The following is a 14,021-nucleotide window of genomic DNA, read 5'->3' on the forward strand; positions in this document are numbered from 1 at the left end:
CGATAGCGGAGCTATCGGGGCGATTCGGCAACGCCGCGAGGTGCCGTGCCAGACGCCGCGCCCCCGGCCATGGTCCACCAGACACCCCCTAGTACGACTGGTGGGACTGCCAGTACGTCCAGGCGCCGCACGGGCTGCCGTAGCGCTGGTTCATGTAGTTGAGGCCCCACTTGATCTGGGTGGCCGGGTTGGTCTGCCAGTCGGAGCCGGCCGAACTCATCTTGGAACCCGGCAGCGCCTGGACCAGGCCGTAGGCCGAGCCGTTGGTGGCGGTGTAGTTCCAGCTCGACTCGTTGTTCACGATGGAGCTGAAGCACTGGAACTGGCCCGCGGGGACGATCTGGCGGGCGATCGCCTGGACGTCGGATACCGAGTAGGAGCTCTTGACCTGGAAGGTGGTGCGGCTCGACGCGCGGCTGGCGGCCTGGGTCTCCAGGTCGCGGTCCTTGGCGTCCTGGGCGTCCTTGTCCGCCTTGTCGGCCTTCTCCTTGTCCGCCTTCTCCTTGTCGGCCTTGGCCTTGTCGGCGGCGTCCTTCTTGGCCTTGGCGTCCTGGGCGGCCTTGAGGCGGGCGGCCTCCTGGGCCGACTTCTTCGCCGCCGCGTCGGCCTGCGCCGACTGGACCTCCGCCTGGCGAGCCAGGGACACCGACCCCACTTGGGCCTGCTGGCCCGCGGGGAGGTCGGCCAGCAGCGTCGTGCCGGCGGCGGTCGCCTCCGCGTCGCTCGAAGCGGCCGCGGGGCCGCCCGCGGCGACACCCACGACCGCGCCGACGGTGGTCACGGCGGTGGCGGACGCCACCGCGAATCCTCGGGCCGATATCCGGCTCACGCGCTTTCCTTCCAGCAGCATCCGCACGGCTGACCTCGCGGACGCGATCGTCGCCCTGGCTCGCCCCTCCCGACCACTGCGTCGCGGGAGGAACGACCCGCTGGGCAACTCCCCTGCGGGGAGCGTCACTTGTGGCACGGGCGGCATACGGCTCAGCTATGGGGTTGAGTGCACCGAGAGTACCTGGTCACACCGGCGACACCAGAGGTACCTCAACTCCCCCGCCCCTTCCGCCCCCGCGCGAGCCCGGCCAGCACCCCGGCCGCCGTCAACGTCGCGGCCGCGCCGATCAAAAGACCGCCCGGGGCGCCCCAGCGGGAGGGGTCGGACACGGCGCCGGTCAACGGGCCCCCGATGAGGGACGAACCCTGCATGATCAGGCCGTACACCGCCATCACCCGGCCGCGCACCTCGGGCTCGCAACGCCGCTGGAGCAGGGTGTTGATCGTGGCCGTGGTCGCCGCGATCGAGGCGCCGAGCGGCAGCATCACCGCGCATGCCAGCCAGGGGGAACGGGAGAAGGCGAGCGCGGTCATCGTCACCGCCAGCGTCACGGTCGAGCCGATCACCAGGCGGTCGCCGGGCCGGGAGGAGCCCGCGATGCCGAGCGCGGCCACCACGGCGCCGATCGAGCTGACCATGTACAGCGAACCCACCAGGCCGAGCCCGCCGCCGATGGAGTCGGTGGCCAGGAACGGCAGCGTCACATTGAAGTTGAGGGCGAATACGGCGACCAGGGTCAGCGCCGCTATGGGCGCGAGCAGACCCCGGTCGGCAGCGATCGCGGCCAGACCCTCGCGCACCCGGGGGCGGCCCTTGCTCTTGCGGACGACCGGCCGCATGCGCTCGCGGTCCAGGGTGGCGAGCGCGAGCACCACACAGCCGAAGGAGGCGGCGTTGAAGAGGAACGGCGCCGAAAGCCCCCACCAGGCGACGCTCAAGGGGGCCAGCGCGACGCCCACCGCGCGCATCGCCTGGTAGCTGGCGCTGTTGAGGGCGATCGCGTTCGCCACGTCGTCCTCGTCGACCAGTTCGGGCACGATCGCCTGCCGGGCCGGCGCGTCCGCCGCGTTGACGAGCCCGAGCCCGGCCGCGCAGCACCACACGAGCGGCAGGCCGACGTGCCCGGTCAGGGTGGCGAGGCCAAGGACGAGGGCGAGCAGCCCGGAGGCCGCCTGGGTCACCATGAGCAGCTTGCGCTTGTCGCGGCCGTCGGCGAGCGAGCCGCCGAACAGGGTGAGCACGATCGGCGCGGACTGAAGGGCCGCGGTGATGCCGAGCATGGTTCCGTCGCCGGGCGCCAACACCTTGACCACCAGCCAGATCTGGCCGGTGAACTGCATCCACGTACCGATCAGGGAGGCCGTCTGGCCCAGCCAGTAGCGCCGGAAGTTGGGCGAGACCCGCAGCACCCGCACGGTCCGCGCCAGCCGGCCCGGGGGCCGGGGCGGTCCGGGTTCGGTCCGCTCGCCGGGTCCGGCGGACTGGGTCATGCGTCGGTCCGCGGCGGGCGCATGGCGCGCGTGAACTGGGTCAGTTCGTCGCAGAGTGCGCCGCATCTGCGGATCAGGGCCCGGTTGCTGAGCGTGCGGGTCTCGGCGTCGAAGTCCTGGGCGCAGGTGGCGACCTGGGTGGGCACGGGCCAGCCGCCGAGCGCCTTCACCACCGACCTGAGGTGTTCGCAGCCGAGCGTGGCGCCCCGGGCCGCCCCGCCGTTGGAGAGCAGCCCGACCGCCCGGCCGGCGAAAGCGTCGGCCACCAGGAAGTCGAGGGCGCATTTGAGCAAGCCCGAGTAGCTGGCGTGGTGGACGGGCGTCGAAAGGACGACCGCGTCGGCCGCCGCGACGCGGTTGCGCCAGTCCTGGACCACCGGATCGGGGTAGGGGTCGAGGGACTGGTAGCTCTGCACGTCGAGCAGCGGCAGTTTGAGGTCGCGCAGGTCGAGCACGTCGGTGTCCCAGCCCCGCTCGGCCAGCCCGTCCGTCACCTCCCTCAGCAGCCGGCGGCTCCACGCCAGGTGGTTGGGGCTGCCGGCGACACAGATCGCCTTCACGCTCAACTCCTCAGTTTCGTACGGTGGATGACGTCGTGGACCGGGCGGCCGAGGGGGCCTGGCCGGGGGCGGCCGGGGTGATGACGAGGCGGGTGGTGGCGGCCACCTCGTGGGCCAGCGCCCTGGCCTCCCGCGCGGTGGGCGCCACGGTGATCACCGATCCGCACCGGTCGCGGTTGTTGCGCGGCGGGTGGACGTGGTCGCCGACCTTGCGCCGGATCTCGTAGTCGACCACCCCGGGCCGCTCGCGCAGCGGGCTCGGTTCGATGGCCGCCAGGCGCCCGGCGCGCTCGGCCACCAGGGAGCGGATGCCCGCGACCAGGCCGGTCGGCGCGAGGCGCGGCAGGGTCCGGGTGGTGATCACGTCCACCAGGTCGGCGTAGAGGGAACGGCCGAGCGCGGCGCCGAAGACGAACGGCATGAGGCCGCCCGCCAGACGGCCGTTGATCTCCACGATGCGGGGGCCGTCGGGGGTCAGGACGAGTTCCGTGTGGGCGGCGCCCAGGTCGAATCCGATGGCGTCGAGCGCCGCCCGGCACACGGCGGCGACCTGCTCGGCCTCGGCGACCGGGGCCGGGAAGCAGCCGCCGAGCTCCACCTGGTGGGGCAGCGCGGTCAGTTCGCGGTCGGTGATGCCGAGGACGAGGTGGTGTCCTTCGGCGCTCAGGGTCTCGCAGCTGACCACGGGGCCGCTCATGTACTCCTCGATCAGGACGCGCCGGGCGGCGGGCGCGGAGCGGCCGTATCCGTCGACCGCGAGGATCTTCTCGGCGTACTCGGCGGCCTGGGCCAGGTCCTCGGCGACGCCGACGTTCACCGACGCCGAGCCGTCGACGGGTTTGACGACGACCGGGCAGCGCAGCTCCCGCGCCGCGGCGACGGCCTCCTGGACGGTGGCGGCCAGCCGGTATCCGGGCTGGGGAATGCCGGCCTCGGCGAGCCGGCGCCGGGCGCCGAACTTGTCCCGGGTGAGCCGGACGGCGTCGAGCGCCGTGTGCGGCAGGCCGAGCCGGGCGCCGGCCTCGGCGACGGCGAGGGTGTGCTGCTCGCTGACGGTGATCACCGCGTCGAGACCGGACGCGGCGGCCACCGGCGCAAGGGCCTCGACCAGCCGGGCGGGGTCCGCCGTGGACGACGGGGTCACCACCCGCGCCGCGAGCCGCAGATCGGTGTCGGCCACCGCGCTGCCCTTGAGGTAGAGGTCGAGGTCGCAGGTGACGAAGGTGACCTCGTGCCCGGCCGCCACGGCCTGGCGGACCAGTTCGAACGGCCGGACGGTCTGGTGCTCGACGACGGCTACGCGCATCCGGAACTCCTTTCCCAGGGCAGGGCGGGTTCGCGTGCGCTCACTCGCGAACCGGGCGCCTTGACACGGCTCTTGGGCGGGACGTCGCTCAGGACGAGGGCGTGGGCGCCGATCACACAGTCGTCACCCACCTCCACCGGGCCGAGCACGGAGGCGCTGACGCCGATGACCACGCGGTCACCGATGACGGGATGGCGCCGCTCGCCCGGCGCCCTGCGCTTGTCCCGCCGCCAGCCGACGGCGCCGATGGTGACTTGCTGATAGAGCGTCACATCGTCGCCGATCACGGCCTGTTCACCGATGACGACGGCGAAGCCGTGATCGATGAACAGGCGCCGTCCGATCCGGGCGCCGGGGTGGATGTCCACGCCGCCGGAGACGACCCGGCCCGCCAGGGTCAGCAGCCGGGCCGTGAAGCGGTGCCCGCGCCGATGGATCCGGTGCGCGACGCGGTGCAGCCAGAGGGCGGGCAGGTGGGGAGCGAGCAGCGCCTCGCCCCACGACCGTACGGCCGCGTCCCGCTCCCTGACCACGCGCAGGTCCTCCACGAGCGACCCCATCTCAGCCGCTCTCGCGGGCCCGGGCGATCAGCAGGAGATACGCCCAGTCGGGCCGGCTGCTGCGGGGCACGCGGCGCTCGGCGACCACGGCGAATCCGGCGTCGTCCAGGAGCTCCACGGCCTCCGCCCGGGTGAACTCGCGGGCCAGGCGCCCGTTGGGGCTCTCGCGCAGCAGCCCCTGGGGCTCCTCCGGCGGGCGCACGAAGAGACTGATGGCGAGGACACCGCCGGGCCGCAGGGCCTCGCGCAGCCGCTCCAGATACTTCTGGTAGTCCGCCGGGTGCTGGTGGTGCAGGGCGCCGTTGTCCATGACGGCGTGGAAGCCCTCGGGGTCACTGACGGCGGTGACGTCACCGAGCACGAACGAGACCCGCTCCCCCCACTGTCCGGCGAGCTCCTTCCACTCGGGCAGATCGATGAGGTCGACGCCGACCACCCGGTGGCCGAGGTCCAGCAGGCGCCGGGTGTCGAGGCCGCGTCCGGCGCCCACGTCCAGGACGCGGCTGTCGGGCTCGATCCACTGGTGCAGCAGCTCGGTCAGTTGCCGCATCTCGGGCTCGGCCGTCCAGGAGTCCCGGCCGTCGTCGTAGATGACCTGGAAGGCGTGGCGCAGCACCGCCCCGTAGTCGTCGCGGTCGGCCATCAGGAGATCCGCCTCCATTCCTCCGGGGTGCCGGCGTCCGGGAAGACCGTGACGACCGTCTCGGCCGGGGTGAGGCCGGCCGCGATCCGGCAGCTGATGAGCCAGTTGGCGGCGGCGGAGCTGCCGATGCGCAGGCCGGTGCGCTCGTGGAAGTCGGCCATCGCGGTCAGGCTCTGGGGGTAGGAGACGGTGTGGTGTTCCACCTCGTGCTCGTGCAGGGTGACGAACGGCTGACGGACGCCGTCCCCGAACCCTCCGGAACCGGCGTATTTGGGCAGGCCGTTGGGTGGCTCGGGGCTGCCGTAGGGCAGCTCGTCGGGGGTGACGCCGATGGCGCGCACGTCCGGGTGGCGCTCGCGCAGCGCGCGGAGCGTGCCGATCAGGGTGCCGCCCGTGCCGATCGAGGCGACCCAGGCGGCCGGGGCGCGCCCGGCGAGCTGGCCGAGCAGTTCGGCGCCCGTGGTGCGCTGGTGCATCGCCAGGTTGGCGGGGTTGCGGTGCTGGTAGAGCAGCCGGACGCCGGGATCGCGCGCGGCGAGGTCGAGCGCGGTACGGATCACCGCGATGAAGCCGGCGTCCTTGTCGACGAGGACCACGCTCGCGCCGTCGGCGGCCAGGTCGTCCAGGAGGCTGCGCGGGCTCGCGGAGGACAGCACGAACCGCGCGCGCACGCCGAGCCCGGCGCACAGCCGGGCCAGGGAGCGGGCGAGCGTCCCGCCGGAGTACTCAAGGACGCTCAACCGCGTCAGGGGCAGGTCGCCGTGTTCGTGGACGGCGCGCGCGAGCATCGCGTAGGCGACGCGGTCCTTGACGGATCCGGACGGGTTCTCCCACTCGCACTTGGCGAGCACCTGCGCGCCGCCCGGCGGTCCCGGCACGGCGATGAGGGAGGTGTTGCCGAGCTTGGCCGCGAAGTCCGCGAACGCGGGGTGGGCGGCTTGGAGCGCGGCGTGGTCCACCGGGTCGTCGGGGGTGAACTCGTAGGGCGCGTCCAGCGCTTCGATGTGTTTCATGGCGTCTCCGCGAGTCGAAATCCCATGGCGTAGATCGCCTTGCCGTACCGGCCGTGCCGGCGGCGGCAGCGGGCCAGGTCCCCGAAGCGGGTGAAGCTGCCGCCGCGCGCGATCCGGTAGCCGCCCCGCTCGCGCAGAAGGTCGTCGGCGATGTGCGGTCCGCCGGGGTAGGGCCGGTAGTCGTCGGCCACGTACTCCTCGACGTTGCCCGCGAGGTCGTCGGCGCCGAAGGGGCTCCGGCCCGGTCCGTGGACGCCGACGGGTGTGGTGCCCAGCGGCCCGGCCTCGGCGGTGTTGGCCAGGTGCGGATCCCAGTGCTCGCCCCAGGGGTACTCCCGTCCGTCCCCGCCGCCGGCCGCGTACTCCCACTCGGCCTCCGTGGGCAGCCTGAAGCGGCGCCCGGTCCGCTCCCCGAGCCACTGGGCGTAGGCGTCGGCGGCCTCGGGCGGCACGGTCCACACGGGGTGGTTGGCGAGGTGGGCCGGGTAGATCCCGAACTGCCAACTGGTCGGCAGCCAGCGGGTGTTGGTCTCCTCGGCGAAGTGGCGGTACTCCAGGTTGGTCACCGGGTACCGGGCCAGCGAAAAGCCCGCGATCTCCACCTCGTGCGCGGGGGTCTCCTTCGCGATCCACTCCGCCAGCACCCCGACGTGGCTCCACGCGGCGGCCACCTCCTCGACCCGCTCGCTGGGCAGGCCGAGCGTCACCCGGGCGCCGGGCACCTCGACCATGGCGGGCGCCAGCGGGTCGATCCTCGGGTCGCCGAGCAGGGCGAGCAGCGCGCCGGCCGCGCAGCGCTCCGCCAGGGGCAGCGCCGCGTCCTCCAGGGCGGCGACCAGTTCGTCCGGCGCCTTGCCGTACAGGTGGCGGCAGGCGGCGGGCGAGAGCCAGGGGCGGTGCACGAACGTCTCGGGCAGACCCATGGCCTCGCGGTCGCCGAGCGTGTTGGGGTTGGCCCGGGCGCTCATCCGGCCGCCACGGGTATCTCGTAGACCGATCCGTCGTAGGAGCCGGCCAGCCAGCGCCGGCGGTCCGCGTCAAAGTGCAGGGAGGAGATGCCCGCGGTGGTCGGGCGCACCACGACGGGCCAGCGGTCGCTGTCGCGGTCGTAGACGGCCACCAGACCGTTGTAGGCGGCGGTGGCGATCAGCCGGCCGTCGCTGGACGCCGCGACGCACTTCACCGAGTGGTCGTGCGGCGTCGTCACGGTGTGGGCCGAGATCCCGTTCCAGATCCGCAGTCTCAGGTCGCGGCTGATGCTGGCGAAGCAGCCGGGGCCGAGCGCCGCGCAGCCGTTGGCGATGCGGTCGTGCGCGGTGTCCAGGCGCGCCGTCTCGGTGAAGTCGGCGGTGGAGAACCAGGCGGCGCCGGTGTCGGCGCACACGGAGAAGATGACGTCGTCGAAGACCGCGACGTCCTTGACGGCGTTGGCGTGCAGCGGAAGTGTCCGCTCGAAGGCGAGCTTGCCGTCGTCACCCAGCGAGAACACGAGGCCTTCGCCGGTGTACGCCCCGATCACCACGTGCGGGCGGCCCTCGCGGGTGAACGCGGCGCCGCAGTTGAGCGGCGAGCGGTGCTGGTAGAGCGTTTCCCCGGTGAGCGCGTCGAACAGGACACCCATCTGGCCGCCGGTCAGCACCCGCTCCCCCACCTGGACGAGGAAGTTGCACAGACTGCCAAGACGCGTGCGCTCCTGGCCGTCCTCGCGCAGGATGCCCGCGTCGCCGATGGTCAAGGTGGCCCCGCCCCGCTGGATGACGGCGTTGACGCCGCCGGTGGGCTCGACCCCGTGGAGGTCCCAGCTCTCCTGATCGATGCGGTAGGTGGCATAGCTCGATCCGAAGGTCGCGAAGACCAGCGTCGAGTCGCCCAGAAACGCACACGACCGCGGCCACACCTCGCTGGGCAGCGCGGCGGAGGCGATGGGCCGCAGCCCGTCGGCGGTGTCCCACACCCGCAGCGTACGGTCGTAACTCAGACTCACCAGAAGGCCGTTGGCGCTCTGGAGGACCAGCCGTTTGATGCCGGCCTCGTGCGCCGGGTGGAGATGGGTGCCGTGTTCGTCGATGACGATGATCTGGCCCTCGTCGTTTCCGGCGTAGGTGGTGCCGTCGGCGGCCAGGGCCACGGTGTCCGTCTCAACGCCGCCCAGGTCGATCTCGCCGACCGCGCCACCGGTGGCCGGGGACCACCTGCGGATGGTGCCGTCGTCGCTTGAGGAGACCAGCTCCGCCTCGCTCCCGCCAGGACCGGGGTGGGACCAGGCCACCGAGATGACGTCGGCGGTGTGTCCCGCGAACACGTGGCGCAGCCGTCCGTCGAAGCCGTACACCCGGACGCGGTGGTCGCGCGACGCGGTCGCCACGAGGGGTTCGGTGGGGTGGAAGACGGCCATCTCCACGTCGTCGTCGTGGTCGGAGAAGACCGCGAGGAGCTTGAGGTCCGGCACGGACCACAGGCGCGCGGTGTAGTCGCTCGACGAGGTGAGCAGGTGCCGGCCGTCCGGGCTGAACACCACTTGGTTGGCCAGATGGTCGTGGGTGGCCCGGGCCAGCGGGGTCTTGTCGTCCGCCCGCCACAGAATGACCTGGTTGTCGTAGCCGGCGGTCGCCACGAAGGTGTCCTTGTGGGCGGCGACGCCACTGATCGGTCCTCGGTGCTGGATCATCTCAGTACGTACTCCCGAGCTCGATGGCGTGCTGCGCCACGTTGACCTTGGCTTCGAGATAGCGGGCGTTACTGGGATTGGAATGCACATCGGTGGATTCCACGGCGCGCAACAGCACGCCGTTGCGGCGCAGTTGCTCGACCTTGTCGGGGTTGTTGGTGAGCAAGTCGATCTTCTCGACGCCGAGGCAGCGCAGGATCTGGGCGGCCACGGTGTAGTCGCGTTCGTCGCCGCTGCGGCCCAGCATGCGGTTGGCCGCGTAGGTGTCGTACCCCTGGTCCTGGAGCCGGTAGGCGTCCAGCTTGTTGTACAGGCCGATGCCCCGGCCCTCCTGGCGCAGATAGAGCAGATAGCCGCCCCGGCTCGCGATCTTGGTCAGGGCCTCGTGCAGCTGGGGCCCGCAGTCGCAGCGCACCGAACCGAACACGTCTCCGGTCAGGCACTCCGAGTGCAGACGCACGAGCGGCACCCCGCCGCCGGGCTCTCCCAGCTTGATGGCCAGGTGCTCGCCGTCGTCGGCGAGCCCTTGAAAACTGATCATCTCCGCGTTCAGGGGGGCCCGCGGGCCGATGTTCAGGGCGATCTCGACCCGCTCCCGGATTCTGGGGGAGGATTCCGCCCGTGGGCCGGCGTCCAAGCGCTCTTCCATCATCACCTCTCATCGAACCGCGACGACCACGCGTGATCTATGGGTGGGAGACCGGGACCGGGCCTTCGCCGCTCGCCGCCACTTCGCGGCGCCCGCCGCGAGAACTGCCCCATGTCCAGCCGGCCGGCTGGACAGCGGAGAAGCGAGGCGTCCCGGCCGCGTCGCGCCTCCCGGGTCCTTCCGAGAAGACGCGGTGCCCGACAGGCCGGAGGGTTTCAGCTCCCTGACATCGGGGGTCTTTGTCTTGCCGTTCCTTGCGCAGGATGCACCTTCTCCGCTCACTCTTGACCGAGCTGGGGCATACGACTGCGCGAACCTAACAACTATCGACGCAATCGAAAAGGTCTCCAGACGCCGGTCACCGCGTCTGGCCAAAACTCAACATGCCGCGCGGGCAAGGGGGTTGACGGCATCGATGCTGCGTGACGCGGGGGCGCGGACGGCTCCGCGCGGCCTGCGCGGTCGTGTCGATCACCCGTGATACGACCGAAACACCTCCCTTTCGCCGACGCGCGACAAGGCCGGCGGCGCGGCCACCGGCCCGCCCGGGCGGTGGTGTCGCGACGCCGGCCTCGCCGGGCTCCTCGCCGCCGGCCAGACGGGACTTCGAGGACACGGCCTAGAGGAGGAAGCCCGCCGGGAAGGGGTCGTCCGGGTCCAGGAAGTACTGCGCGGTCCCGGTGATCCAGGCCCGGCCGGTGACCTGCGGCACGACGGCGGGGTAGGGGCCGACCGCGGCCCGGTCCACCAGCCGTCCGGTGAACTCCGTACCGATGAAGGACTCATTGGTGAAGTCGCGGTGGAGCGGGAGGGCGCCCCGGGCGTGCAGCTGGGCCATCCGGGCGGAGGTTCCGGTGCCGCACGGGGAGCGGTCGAACCAGCCCGGGTGGATGGCCATGGCGTGCCGCGAGCGCGTCGCGTCCGACCCGGGCGCCGCCAGGTAGACGTGCTTGACCCCGATGATCTCCGGGTTCTCGGGGTGGACGGGCGCGTAGGCGGCGTTGATGGCGGCCATGATGTCGAGTCCGGCGGCGAGCAGTTCGCCCTTGTGGGAGCGGTCGAAGGGCAGACCGAGCGCGTCGAGTTCGACGAAGGCGTAGAAGTTGCCCCCGTAGGCGAGGTCGTAGGTGACCGTGCCGAGCCCGGGGACCTCCACCTTGCGGTCCAGGGCCGCGCAGAACGCGGGGACGTTGGTCAGCGTGACGGACTTCGCCGCGCCGTCCTCCACCCGTACGTCCACGCTCACCAGGCCGGCCGGGGTGTCGAGCCGGACGGTGGTGACGGGCTCGGTGACCGGGACCATGCCGGTCTCCACCAGCACGGTGGCCACCCCGATGGTGCCGTGGCCGCACATCGGCAGCAGTCCTGACACCTCGATGTACAGGACACCGAAGTCCGCGTCGGAGCGGGTGGGCGGCTGGAGGATCGCCCCGCTCATCGCCGCGTGGCCGCGCGGCTCGTACATCAGGAGCGTACGGATGTGGTCCAGATGCTCCATGAAGTACCGCCGCCGCTCGGCCATCGTGGCGCCCGGCACGACGCCTAGGCCGCCGGTGATGACGCGGGTCGGCATGCCCTCGGTGTGCGAGTCGACCGCGTGGTAGACGTGTCGGGTTCGCATGGTTGGCCCCCTTTGGGCTCTAGTGGTGGCCTTCGGCGAGGGCCTTCTCGGTGGCGGCGCGCACCAGCACGTCCTGCTCCGCCGTCAGCGGCTGCCTCGGCGGCCTGGTGGGCCCGCCGGGGCGGCCCGCCAGGTCCATGGACACCTTGATGGCCTGGACGAACTCGGTCTTGGAGTCCCAGCGCAGCAGCGGGTGCAGCGCGCGGTAGAGGGGCAGCGCGGTGGCCAGGTCGCCCTTGACCGCCGCGTGGTAGAGCTGGGCGCAGGAGGCGGGCAGCGCGTTGGGGTAGCCGGCGATCCAGCCCACGGCCCCGGCTGTGGCCAGTTCGAGCAGGACGTCGTCGGCGCCGGCCAGCAGGTCGAGTTCCGGGGCGAGTTCGGCGATCTCGTAGGCCCTGCGCACATCGCCGCTGAACTCCTTGACGGCGACGATGCTGCCGTCGGCGTGCAGTTGGGCCAGCAGGGCGGGCGTCAGGTCGACCTTGGTGTCGAAGGGGTTGTTGTAGGCGACCACGGGCAGGCCCGCCTTGGCCACCTCGGCGTAGTGGGCCCGCACCGAACGCTCATCCGCGCGGTAGGCGTTGGGCGGCAGCAGCAGGACGGAGCCCGCGCCCTCGGCGGCCGCGTGCTCGACCCAGCGGCGCGACGCGGCGCTGCCGTAGGCGGCGACGCCCACCATGACGCGGTCGCCGTCACCGGCCGCCTCGATGGCCGTGCGCACGACGCGTTCGCGCTCCTCGTCGGTGAGCGTCTGGTACTCGCCGAGCGACCCGTTCGGCACGACGCCGTCGCTGCCGTTGGCGATCAGCCAGCGGACGTGCTCGGCGTAGGCGGTGTAGTCGATGGAGAGGTCGGGGCGCAGGGGCAGCGCGGTGGCGACGAGGATGCCGTGCCAGGGACGCGGGCGCGGGGGTGCTGAAGCTGTCATGAACGGACTCCCTAGTGTGGTGTGTGACATTTTACTGTCCGCCACAGGGGAGCCACAAGAGGTCCGCCGCACGAGCGTGGGACGCCACCGCGCACCGGCGGTCCGGTCCCGCTCAGCCGAGGACGGCGAATCCGTCCAGTTCGACCAGGGCCTCGCTGTCCCAGAGCCGGACCGTGCCGATCACGGCCATCGCCGGATAGTCGCGGCCCGCCAACTCCCGCCAGATCTCGCCCAGTTCACCCGCGCGGGACCGGTAGTCGGCGACGTCCGTCGCGTACACGGTGACCCGCGCGAGGTCGCCCGGGGTGCCTCCCGCCGCCGCCAGCGCCGCGAGCAGGTTGCTCAGCGCGGTGCGGAACTGCTCGGGCAGGGTGGCGCCCACCACCGTGCCGTCCGCGGCGAGCGCGGTCTGCCCGGCGAGGAAGACCAGGCGCGACCCGGTGGCGACGACGGCATGGCTGAAACCGGTCGCCGGGGACAGGCCGGCGGGGTTGACCCGCTCCAGGCTCACCGGTACAGCTCCTTCGCGATGATCGTGCGCTGCACTTCACTGGCTCCTTCGTAGATGCGGGGGGCGCGCACGTCACGGTAGAGGTGTTCGAGCAGATGCCCGCGTCGCAGCGCGCGGGCGCCGTGCAGCTGCACCGCCGCGTCCACGACGTACTGCGCGGTCTCGGTGGCGAACAGCTTCGCCATGGCCGAGCCGCGCGCGATGCCCTGCTCGCCCCGCTCGTGCGCGGCGGCCGCCGCGTACACCAACAGCCGCGCGGCCTCGGTGCGGGTGGCCATCTCGGCGACCTGGTGGGCGACGGCCTGGAGGTCCTTGAGCGGGCCGCCGAACGCGGTGCGGGTGGCGGTGTGCGCGAGCGTGGCGTCCAGCGCCGCCTGCGCCATGCCGACGGCGAACGCGCCGACGCTGGGGCGGAACAGATTGAGCGTGTTCATCGCGACGCGGAAGCCGCCGTCCCGCTCGCCCAGGACGTCGCCCGTGTCCACGGGCACGCCGTCAAAGGTGAGGGAGCCGATGGCGTGCGGGGAGAGCAGGTCCAGCGGGGCGCCGCTCAGTCCCGGCCGGTCGGCGGGGACCAGGAACGCGGTCACGCCCCGGGCTCCCGCGCCCGGCGTCGTACGGGCGAAGACGGTGTAGAAGTCGGCTTCGGGGGCGTTGGAGATCCAGCACTTCTCCCCCGTCAGGCGCCAACCCCCTTGCTGGGGCTCGGCTTTGAGGCTGAGCGCGGCGGCGTCCGAACCCGCGTCCGGCTCGCTGAGCGCGAAGGCGGCCACGGCGCGGCCCGCGCTCACCTCGGGCAGCCAGCGCTCGCGCTGGGCCGGCGTCCCGTGGGCGGCGACCGGGTGCGCGCCGAGGCCCTGGAGGGCGAGCGCGGTCTCCGCCCCGGTGCACGCGTACGCCAGCGACTCACGCATCAGGCACAGGTCCAGGGCGCCGGAATCGAAGAGACGGGCCAGCAGGCCGAGCTCCCCGAGCGCTTCGACGAGTGGCCGGTTGACCCGGCCCGGCTCACCCTTGTCGGCAAGGGGGCGCAGCCGCGCCCCGGCGAGCTCCCGCAGTTCCCCGCACCATTCCACCTGGTCCGGCTCCAGCGCGAAGGCGGGCATGACCACCCCTTTCCCACTCGGGCTCCGACTGTCCCACTCGGCGCGCACGACGGCGCCGACCGACACCGGCCGCGCCGCGCAACCACCCGGCGCCGGCCCTCTATCGCGAACTGTTGACTGCCGTCACCCAAACG

14 protein-coding genes are annotated in these 14,021 nt (G+C 72.5%); all 14 read right to left on the reverse strand.

Annotated features, from left to right (window positions below):
* Positions 1-88 precede the first annotated feature (88 nt).
* Positions 89-829, reverse strand: a complete 741-nt coding sequence (locus ACFYM2_RS32755) for a transglycosylase SLT domain-containing protein (RefSeq protein WP_350233196.1) — start codon at positions 827-829, stop codon at positions 89-91.
* 212 nt (positions 830-1,041) lie between these two features.
* A complete protein-coding gene (locus ACFYM2_RS32760; protein WP_388460374.1) occupies positions 1,042-2,322 on the reverse strand; it encodes an MFS transporter in 1,281 nt (426 codons plus the stop codon).
* Positions 2,319-2,882 (reverse strand): NADPH-dependent FMN reductase, encoded by a 564-nt coding sequence (locus ACFYM2_RS32765; RefSeq protein ID WP_388841224.1) that lies wholly within the window; start codon positions 2,880-2,882, stop codon positions 2,319-2,321. The genes ACFYM2_RS32760 and ACFYM2_RS32765 overlap by 4 nt, the downstream gene beginning before the upstream one ends.
* A 10-nt stretch (positions 2,883-2,892) precedes the next feature.
* Complete coding sequence (locus ACFYM2_RS32770) at positions 2,893-4,188, reverse strand: ATP-grasp domain-containing protein (RefSeq protein WP_388841227.1); 1,296 nt, start codon at positions 4,186-4,188, stop codon at positions 2,893-2,895.
* A complete protein-coding gene (epsC, locus tag ACFYM2_RS32775; protein WP_388841230.1) occupies positions 4,179-4,748 on the reverse strand; it encodes a serine O-acetyltransferase EpsC in 570 nt (189 codons plus the stop codon). The genes ACFYM2_RS32770 and epsC overlap by 10 nt, the downstream gene beginning before the upstream one ends.
* A 1-nt stretch (position 4,749) precedes the next feature.
* Positions 4,750-5,409 (reverse strand): class I SAM-dependent methyltransferase, encoded by a 660-nt coding sequence (locus tag ACFYM2_RS32780; protein ID WP_359002829.1) that lies wholly within the window; start codon positions 5,407-5,409, stop codon positions 4,750-4,752.
* Positions 5,391-6,404: a PLP-dependent cysteine synthase family protein gene (locus tag ACFYM2_RS32785; protein ID WP_388841234.1), complete on the reverse strand. Its 1,014-nt coding sequence runs from the start codon at positions 6,402-6,404 to the stop codon at positions 5,391-5,393. The genes ACFYM2_RS32780 and ACFYM2_RS32785 overlap by 19 nt, the downstream gene beginning before the upstream one ends.
* On the reverse strand, positions 6,401-7,372 hold the full coding sequence (locus ACFYM2_RS32790; RefSeq protein ID WP_388841237.1) for a formylglycine-generating enzyme family protein: 972 nt from the start codon (positions 7,370-7,372) through the stop codon (positions 6,401-6,403). Before ACFYM2_RS32790 ends, ACFYM2_RS32785 begins: the two co-directional genes overlap by 4 nt.
* Entirely contained in the window at positions 7,369-9,072 is a 1,704-nt protein-coding gene (locus ACFYM2_RS32795; protein WP_388841240.1) for a WD40 repeat domain-containing protein, read from the reverse strand. Before ACFYM2_RS32795 ends, ACFYM2_RS32790 begins: the two co-directional genes overlap by 4 nt.
* A 1-nt stretch (position 9,073) precedes the next feature.
* The gene (gene ribA / locus ACFYM2_RS32800; protein WP_388841244.1) at positions 9,074-9,721 is read right to left on the reverse strand and encodes a GTP cyclohydrolase II; all 648 of its coding nucleotides are present in this window, start codon (positions 9,719-9,721) and stop codon (positions 9,074-9,076) included.
* A 619-nt stretch (positions 9,722-10,340) separates the two neighbouring features.
* Positions 10,341-11,342: a proline racemase family protein gene (locus ACFYM2_RS32805; RefSeq protein ID WP_388841247.1), complete on the reverse strand. Its 1,002-nt coding sequence runs from the start codon at positions 11,340-11,342 to the stop codon at positions 10,341-10,343.
* A gap of 19 nt (positions 11,343-11,361) precedes the next feature.
* Positions 11,362-12,270 carry a dihydrodipicolinate synthase family protein gene (locus tag ACFYM2_RS32810; protein WP_388841250.1) on the reverse strand — a complete coding sequence of 303 codons (909 nt, stop codon included), beginning with the start codon at positions 12,268-12,270 and terminating at the stop codon, positions 11,362-11,364.
* A 112-nt stretch (positions 12,271-12,382) separates the two neighbouring features.
* A complete protein-coding gene (locus ACFYM2_RS32815; protein ID WP_388841253.1) occupies positions 12,383-12,781 on the reverse strand; it encodes a RidA family protein in 399 nt (132 codons plus the stop codon).
* The gene (locus ACFYM2_RS32820; protein ID WP_359002845.1) at positions 12,778-13,887 is read right to left on the reverse strand and encodes an acyl-CoA dehydrogenase family protein; all 1,110 of its coding nucleotides are present in this window, start codon (positions 13,885-13,887) and stop codon (positions 12,778-12,780) included. The genes ACFYM2_RS32815 and ACFYM2_RS32820 overlap by 4 nt, the downstream gene beginning before the upstream one ends.
* Between the last annotated feature and the right edge of the window lie 134 nt (positions 13,888-14,021).

This window comes from Streptomyces sp. NPDC006711, assembly GCF_042869775.1.
Taxonomy (GTDB): domain Bacteria; phylum Actinomycetota; class Actinomycetes; order Streptomycetales; family Streptomycetaceae; genus Streptomyces.

What these genes read in the sequence shown, in the direction of transcription:
- ACFYM2_RS32760 (WP_388460374.1), bottom strand. Translation starts at nt 2,322, where the DNA reads ATGACCCAGTCCGCCGGACCCGGCGAGCGGACCGAACCCGGACCGCCC.
- ACFYM2_RS32770 (WP_388841227.1), bottom strand. Translation starts at nt 4,188, where the DNA reads ATGCGCGTAGCCGTCGTCGAGCACCAGACCGTCCGGCCGTTCGAACTG.
- epsC (WP_388841230.1), bottom strand. Translation starts at nt 4,748, where the DNA reads ATGGGGTCGCTCGTGGAGGACCTGCGCGTGGTCAGGGAGCGGGACGCG.
- ACFYM2_RS32780 (WP_359002829.1), bottom strand. Translation starts at nt 5,409, where the DNA reads ATGGAGGCGGATCTCCTGATGGCCGACCGCGACGACTACGGGGCGGTG.
- ACFYM2_RS32785 (WP_388841234.1), bottom strand. Translation starts at nt 6,404, where the DNA reads ATGAAACACATCGAAGCGCTGGACGCGCCCTACGAGTTCACCCCCGAC.
- ACFYM2_RS32790 (WP_388841237.1), bottom strand. Translation starts at nt 7,372, where the DNA reads ATGAGCGCCCGGGCCAACCCCAACACGCTCGGCGACCGCGAGGCCATG.
- ACFYM2_RS32795 (WP_388841240.1), bottom strand. Translation starts at nt 9,072, where the DNA reads ATGATCCAGCACCGAGGACCGATCAGTGGCGTCGCCGCCCACAAGGAC.
- ribA (WP_388841244.1), bottom strand. Translation starts at nt 9,721, where the DNA reads ATGGAAGAGCGCTTGGACGCCGGCCCACGGGCGGAATCCTCCCCCAGA.
- ACFYM2_RS32805 (WP_388841247.1), bottom strand. Translation starts at nt 11,342, where the DNA reads ATGCGAACCCGACACGTCTACCACGCGGTCGACTCGCACACCGAGGGC.
- ACFYM2_RS32810 (WP_388841250.1), bottom strand. Translation starts at nt 12,270, where the DNA reads ATGACAGCTTCAGCACCCCCGCGCCCGCGTCCCTGGCACGGCATCCTC.
- ACFYM2_RS32820 (WP_359002845.1), bottom strand. Translation starts at nt 13,887, where the DNA reads ATGCCCGCCTTCGCGCTGGAGCCGGACCAGGTGGAATGGTGCGGGGAA.